We start from the raw sequence: 6,887 nt of genomic DNA, 5'->3' as shown, positions 1-6,887 counted from the left end.
GCCTGGACAAACGGACTCACCTCGGCGAACAACAGGGGGCAACAGCCAACCCGCCGCCCCGAGGCAGGTTAACAGGCGTAGGGTGCAACAAGCGCAGCGCATTGCACCGCGGTAACACACCCCAGCCTATTCGGGGCAAAGATCGGGCGGGTTGTTAGCTCAGAGTCAGCCCCTCGCCCACCCCATGGCGAGAGCAAATTGTCGCACCTATGCAACAGACTCCATCAAGATGGTTGCATAGGTGAAAAAATCATGGTGTGCCAGAGCAGCAAGCGGCAGATATCCTTATCGGGAAACGGCTTTATATTGAAGGCCCGAAAGTGAGTATTTCACCGTAATAAACCTTATTTCTCGAACGTCCGATTACGCTTCGCTAATCGAACCTACGGCCCTGCCTCGCGGCCTGGACAAACGGTCTCACCTCGGCGAACAACAGGGGGGCAACACCCAATCCGCAACACCGAGGCCGGTAAACAGACGTAGGGTGCAATAAGCGCAGCGCATTGCACCGCGGTAACACACTCCAGCCTATTCGGGGCAAAGATCGGGCGGGTTGTTAGCTCAGAGTCAGCCCCTCGCCCACCCCATGGCGAGATCAGATTGTCGCACCTATGCAACAAGTGCAATCGACATAGTTGCATAGGTGAAAAAATCATGGCGGGTATAGCTGCAAGCGGTAGATATCCCAATCGGGCAAGGGTTGTATATCGAAAGCCCGATAGTGAGTATTTCACCGTGATAACACCTTATTTCTCGAACGTCCGATTACGCTTCGCTAATCGAACCTACGGCCCTGAATATCGAAGTTATTTATAATGGAGAATTATGAAAGACGATTTAAGAATTTATGCCAAAGGTTTAGCATTCTCTGGTGGCAGTTACAGCCTTCGCTCTCTTGATGTACTTATTTCTAATCATCGTAAAATTCTCGATCAACTTATAGCAGTAAGTCTAGGTAAATCCAAAGCGGATAAACATATTCGTGAACAAATCGATTATCAAGTACGAATTAGAGAGGGATCTGTTGAATTTTTGGTTGATTTTGTTCTCAACAATAAAGAGCTGTTTGCACCGTTAGCAGCGGATGGTGGCTATCAATTATCAAATGTAATTGTTTCTTTATATAAAGATACTATTAGTCTAAGAGATGCTGTTGCCAAAATTGCTGACAAAGGATTGCATGTTAAAATTACTATCTCAAATAGTTTTAATATTGGCAGTAATAACAGTAAAGTTAGTTACAGCTTAAGCGATGGTTCAGTATTAATTGGTGACCCTAAAATTTTACTAGCAGCTCAGACAACAAAAGGGGCTGTAGATAATATAATCCAGTCAATTGATGGAGCTAATATTGAATATGTCGACTTTGGCTCCGGCGTGAACGATTTAAGATTAAGTGAGTCTAATAAAAATTTACTTGGACGTCGGAAAGAGGAAATACCAGCAACACTCAATATCATTGGCCGTCTAGACATGATTTCTGTTAGTAGTCATCGAGGTGCTATTGTTTCTGACGGCCAACGATTTAATGTGTCTTGGGATAAACAACTACGCGATAAGCTACTAAAAGTGGTAGATGTTGAAGCAACTCAATTTAAAGCTAGGCCAGTAATTGACCATAAATCTCTAAGCGATAAAGAAATAAGTTTCCATTTAGTTGATTGTATGCAATTACAGAATAAATTAGATATCTAAACCAATTCAGCTAACAAACGCTTCAAGAGGAACAGCCAACGCGTGGCATTTTTACTATGCATTGATTATTGTGATTACGGTGTTATGCAGAAAGTTGGTAGTAACGTTGGCAGCCCCTTAACGCAGCGTTAGGTTTCACAATTCAACGAAAGCAACATGGATTTGCTCTACAGAAATAATTACCCGCATCACAAGACTAATGAACCACAGAATAAAACAAATAGTGGAACAGTCAATTTCAGGGATGTATGGCAAAACCCAGTTAAAGACTCTCGTTTATCAACTGTGATTGATAATTGGTGCAAACAAAACATTCAATAGATTTGAGCTGTATTTTCATTACTCGTAAGCATGTGAATAATTTAAAAAATATTCCAGCTGAACAATAAATATTAACCTTCACGTTTCATAACACACTTAGGATATTACTCATGAATCAAGAAGAAATTCATGTGGTTTGGGAAGGACCTTACTCATACGAAGAAATAACAAATACATTACGAGATGAATACTGTGATTTTGGTGTTTACCAGATTTATGGTGCTCATCCTATTTATGGCTCAGATGTACTTCTCTATATAGGAAAAGCAGACCAACAAACCTTTGGGGTTCGTCTTTCACAAGAAGGATGGAAATACAATCAAGATGCATCCAGAGTTACAGTATACGTTGGTAGGTTAGGTGGTTATAAAGCAACTCCAAGTAATCAAATTTGGTCACGCGAGATAGACCTAGTTGAACGATTACTTATTGTCTCCCATTGGCCGGCAGGGAATTCATCTGGCCTAAATGCCACGTTCGGTGAAGATTTATACCCAATCCATGTATTAAATTGGGGTCAATTCCGTGATTTGCTTCCTGAAGTTTCTGGTTCTAGATATTCTGACCGCTTTCATTCTGATGATGGCTATCAGACTTATGGTGAGTCACTACGTGGCAATATATCAACATAAATTGAACAAATATCTTCATATTGACTGTGTCAAATTCATAAAAACCCAAAACCGCAGCCTTGAGCTGCGGTTTTTATTTCTATTCCCCAAACACGCCTCAATTCCAACTAAAAACTATTTCCCCAACCCCTTGCACTGCTCTCCCCCTGCAGCTGGATAGGCGGTGAGCGTCTCATAGAGGGCGGCGCGCAGGCTGCCGGATTGGCAGAAATCGCAGCTGCCGCCGGCATCGATATCGGTGATGCGGGCGCCTTGCGGCCCGTCCAGTACCAGATAGGTGCTGACAAAACGGTAGGTGCCGCTGGGGGCGTCGAGCGGGGTGCCCGGCTCGCCAAAGGTGAAGCGCACCTTGACCTCGCTGCGATCCCGGCTGCCAGCGATGGCGCGCGACGAGAGGATCTCCGAGCCCAGCAGGTTATCCCAGGCGTTGGGCAGGAAGGGGTTGCCCTCGACAAAGGGGGGCTTCTCGTCGGGGGCCTCGCGGGTGGCTATTTCGCGCGCCTTTGAGGCGGCATTGAGCAGGCAGAGCAGCTCGGGGGAGACGATAGTGGGCAGCGCGCCGCCGAGATCGCTCTGATAGAGGCCACTCGGTTTGACTTGGCGCTCCCAGTCGAGAAACTGGGCCACCTTGGCCTTGGCGCGGGCACTGGCGGCCGGATCGAGTTTGCCGCTGGTGGTGGTGCCCGCATGGGCCGGGGCGATCAGGGCCGCCGCAGAGAGGGCCAGTGCCAGCACGGGCCAGCTGGATATCTTCATGGTGCCATCTTCCTTATGTTCGCTTGCATGAGCCGCGCCTTGAACAAAGCGCCGGGCCCTGAAAAAAAGAGCGCAGCCCAAGGGCTGCGCTCTGCGTCAGGTCGTCAACCGGCGGCCCTTAGGCACGGCGCCAGCTGGTTTTGCCGGCGCTGTCTTCCAGCACGATCCCCATCTCGGTGAGACGGTTGCGGGCGGCATCCGCCGCGGCCCAGTTCTTGTCGGCACGGGCCTGATTGCGCTCGGCGATCAGGCGCTCGATTTCGGCAACCTCTTCGTCCGCTTCATCACCCTTCAAGAAAGCCTCAGGGTCTTGCTGCAGGATGCCGAGCACGGCGCCCAGCTCGCGCAGACGGGCGCCCAGCGCGGCGGCAACGGCCATGTCTTCACCCTTCTGGCGGTTGATCTCGCGCACCAGATCGAACAGGGCGGAGTAGGCTTCCGGGGTGTTGAAGTCGTCGTCCATCGCTTCCTTGAAGCGCGCTACCTGCTCGTCGCCACCGGCAGCAGCGGCTACCGGCAGATCGCGCAGGGCGGTGTACATGCGCTCCAGCGCGGCGCGGGCTTGCTTGAGGTTATCTTCCGAGTAGTTGAGCTGGCTGCGGTAGTGGCCAGACATCAGGAAGTAACGGACGGTTTCGGCGTCATAGTGGGCCAGCACGTCACGGATGGTGAAGAAGTTGCCAAGGGATTTGGACATCTTCTCTTTATCCACCATCACCATGCCGCTGTGCATCCAGGTGTTGACGTAGTCGCCACCGTGGGCGCAGCAGGACTGGGCGATCTCGTTCTCGTGGTGCGGGAACTGCAGATCGGAACCGCCGCCGTGGATGTCGAAGTGGTTGCCAAGGTGCTTGGAGTTCATGGCGGAGCACTCGATGTGCCAGCCAGGACGGCCCGGGCCCCAGGGGCTCTCCCAGGTCGGTTCGCCGGGCTTCGACATCTTCCACAGCACGAAGTCGAGCGGGTTGCGCTTGGCATCGACCACGTCAACGCGGGCACCGGCTTGCAGCTGCTCCAGATCCTGGCCGGAGAGCTTGCCGTAGTCGGCATAGGATTCGACGATAAACATCACATCGCCGTTATCCGCCACGTAGGCGTGCTCTTTTTCCAGCAGGGATTGCACCAGCTCGATGATCTCTTCGATGTGCTGGGTGGCGCGCGGTTCGATATCCGGGCGCACCATACCGAGGGCGTCGAAGTCGGCGTGCATGTCGCCAATCAGACGCTCGGTCAGCTCGTCGCAGGTGACGCGGGTTTCAGCGGCGCGCTTGATGATCTTGTCATCCACGTCGGTGATGTTGCGCACGTAAGTCAGGTCGTAACCGGCGTAACGCAGGTAGCGAGCGACCACATCAAAGGCGACGAAGGTGCGGCCGTGGCCGATATGACAGTGATCGTAGATGGTGACACCACACACATACATGCCCACCTTGCCCGGGTGGATAGGTTTGAATTCTTCTTTTTGACGAGTGAGTGTGTTGTATATCTTCAGCATCTTCTAACCACTGCCTGTGAGTAAAATGGTTGGTCATAATACCCCGTTCAGGGGCAGAAAACGAGGCAGAAAAGCGGGCCAATCCCGCCTGCCAGCACGGTTACGGCGCCAGAGAGACTATGCCGCCAGCCCCTGATGGGCTAGAATTGCCACCACTTTATGCCATACACCTGCGGGCACTTGGTCGCCCGCATCAAATGAAAGGACATATCATGGTCACTCTGCACACCAATCACGGCGACATCACCCTCACCCTGAACGCTGAAAAAGCCCCGGAAACCGTGGCCAACTTCCTGCAATACTGCCGTGACGGTCACTACGACAACACCATCTTCCACCGCGTCATCGACGGCTTCATGATCCAGGGCGGCGGCTATGCCCCGGGCTTTGAAGAGAAAGACACCCGCGCTCCCATCAAGAACGAAGCGGCCAATGGCCTGTCCAACAAGATTGGCACCATCGCCATGGCCCGCACCATGGAGCCGCACTCTGCCAGCGCCCAGTTCTTCATCAACGTGAACAACAACGACTTCCTTGACTTCAAATCCGCTACCACCCAGGGCTTCGGCTACTGCGTATTCGGTGAAGTGACCGCCGGTATGGACGTGGTCAACAAGATCAAGGGCGTCAAGACCGGTAACTACGGCCGCATCCACCAGGACGTGCCGGTAGAAGACGTGGTGATCACCAAGGTGACCCTTGCTGACTGATCTCTGCCGACTCGGCACTGACAAAACTGCGGCCCCGGCCGCAGTTTTTCCATCTGCCTCCCCCACTGCCAGCCCAAACTGGCGCCGCCTCGACTATCTGGCCCACGGCAACCCGCGCCAGCGCTCGGCCCATGCCCTGCTCACCGCCGGTGTGTGGGATGAGCTGGCCGCGCAGTGCGCCGATATGGCGCTGGTGAGCACGCTGGCCATCGGCCTCGATCGGCCGGGCAGCGATCTCGATATCCTCTGCCAGCTTGCTGATCCGGCGGCGTTTGCCGCAACGCTCGAAGCTCAAGGTTGGCTGGCAAGCGCCAAAGGCGACAATATCTGGCTGCTGGAGCGCACCTTTTCCTGCCTCGACCAGAGCTGTGCAGATACCGGTTCTGACACGAGCGAGGCCAGCTGGCCGCTGGAACTCTATGTCACCCCCGCCCCCATCGAGACGCTGAACGGCTGGCGCCACCTCACCCTGATGGCCGCGTTGCTCGAGCGGTTTGGCGATGCTTTCTACCGCGAAGTGCAGCGCCTGCGCCTTGAAGAGGGATTGAAAGGGGAAGCGGCGATGTGCCGATTGCTGAAGCTGGCGGGCGATCCTTATGAAGCGCTGCTGACGCTGGAGGAACGAAATCTGGCCGAGCTGTCATGGCAGCCGCCATCCCGTGACGATATCCATACCGCAACTGGCGCGATGGCGCCCGCAGCGCACTGTTCGTCCCCCGTTGTTTCTACTATCTCTGCCACCCCTGTTTGCCCTGTTTCGACCGAGAGCCCGACCCCCACATCATGAGCACCCTCTTTATCAGTGACATTCACCTCTCTGCCCAGCGGCCCGATATGACCGCGGCACTGGTGCGCTTTCTCGAGCACGACGCCCCCGGCGCCGATGCCCTCTATGTGCTGGGGGATCTCTTCGAATTCTGGATTGGTGACGATGACCCCAATCCGCTCCATCAACAGATGGCCGATGCCTTCTTGGCCCTGAGCCAGCAGAACGTGCCCATCTACTTTATCCACGGCAACCGTGACTTTCTGCTGGGCCAGCAGTTTGCCAAGCGCGCTGGGATGACATTGCTGGGTGACCCTTGCGTTATCGAGCTCTATGGGGAGCGGGTCGTGCTGAGCCACGGCGATCTGCTCTGCACCCTGGATGAGGGGTATCAGAAGTTTCGCCGCATCACCCAGCTCAAATGGCTGCGCTGGCTGTTCCTGCGCCTGCCGCTCGCCCGCCGTCAGGCCATCGCCAGCAAGATGCGCGGCCAAAGCCAGATGGAAAATGCC

Annotated in this window: 7 protein-coding genes; 5 read left to right on the top strand and 2 right to left on the bottom strand. The window is 53.8% G+C overall.

The genetic code is table 11. The annotated features are described in order from the left end of the window. Nucleotides 1-825 precede the first annotated feature (825 nt). Entirely contained in the window at nucleotides 826-1,695 is an 870-nt protein-coding gene (locus tag AB5Z09_RS02430; protein ID WP_368171713.1) for a hypothetical protein, read from the top strand. Nucleotides 1,696-2,126: 431 nt separating this feature from the next. Beyond that, nucleotides 2,127-2,648: a hypothetical protein gene (locus AB5Z09_RS02425; RefSeq protein WP_185900040.1), complete on the top strand. Its 522-nt coding sequence runs from the start codon at nucleotides 2,127-2,129 to the stop codon at nucleotides 2,646-2,648. A 114-nt stretch (nucleotides 2,649-2,762) separates the two neighbouring features. On the opposite strand, the gene AB5Z09_RS02420 is transcribed toward AB5Z09_RS02425, so the two are convergent. Together AB5Z09_RS02420 and cysS are read right to left on the bottom strand one after the other, a co-directional pair. Continuing rightward, nucleotides 2,763-3,404 carry a hypothetical protein gene (locus AB5Z09_RS02420; protein ID WP_043849439.1) on the bottom strand — a complete coding sequence of 214 codons (642 nt, stop codon included), beginning with the start codon at nucleotides 3,402-3,404 and terminating at the stop codon, nucleotides 2,763-2,765. Nucleotides 3,405-3,522: 118 nt separating this feature from the next. Then, nucleotides 3,523-4,899, bottom strand: coding sequence for a cysteine--tRNA ligase (gene cysS, locus AB5Z09_RS02415; protein WP_019445081.1), 1,377 nt, complete (start codon nucleotides 4,897-4,899; stop codon nucleotides 3,523-3,525). Nucleotides 4,900-5,111: 212 nt separating this feature from the next. On the opposite strand from cysS, the gene AB5Z09_RS02410 reads away from it, so the two are divergent. The 3 genes from AB5Z09_RS02410 to lpxH form a co-directional block, all read left to right on the top strand. Then, on the top strand, nucleotides 5,112-5,609 hold the full coding sequence (locus AB5Z09_RS02410; RefSeq protein ID WP_005337417.1) for a peptidylprolyl isomerase: 498 nt from the start codon (nucleotides 5,112-5,114) through the stop codon (nucleotides 5,607-5,609). Continuing rightward, nucleotides 5,599-6,396: a DUF4269 domain-containing protein gene (locus tag AB5Z09_RS02405; RefSeq protein WP_330125569.1), complete on the top strand. Its 798-nt coding sequence runs from the start codon at nucleotides 5,599-5,601 to the stop codon at nucleotides 6,394-6,396. Before AB5Z09_RS02410 ends, AB5Z09_RS02405 begins: the two co-directional genes overlap by 11 nt. Then, nucleotides 6,393-6,887: UDP-2,3-diacylglucosamine diphosphatase (gene lpxH / locus AB5Z09_RS02400; RefSeq protein WP_368194547.1), on the top strand; the 495-nt coding region annotated here is incomplete at its 3' end. The genes AB5Z09_RS02405 and lpxH, both read left to right, overlap by 4 nt.

It is taken from the genome of Aeromonas sp. R2-2 (assembly GCF_040908355.1).
Lineage (GTDB): Bacteria > Pseudomonadota > Gammaproteobacteria > Enterobacterales > Aeromonadaceae > Aeromonas > Aeromonas veronii.
This window is presented reverse-complemented; position numbering and strand designations above follow the sequence as displayed.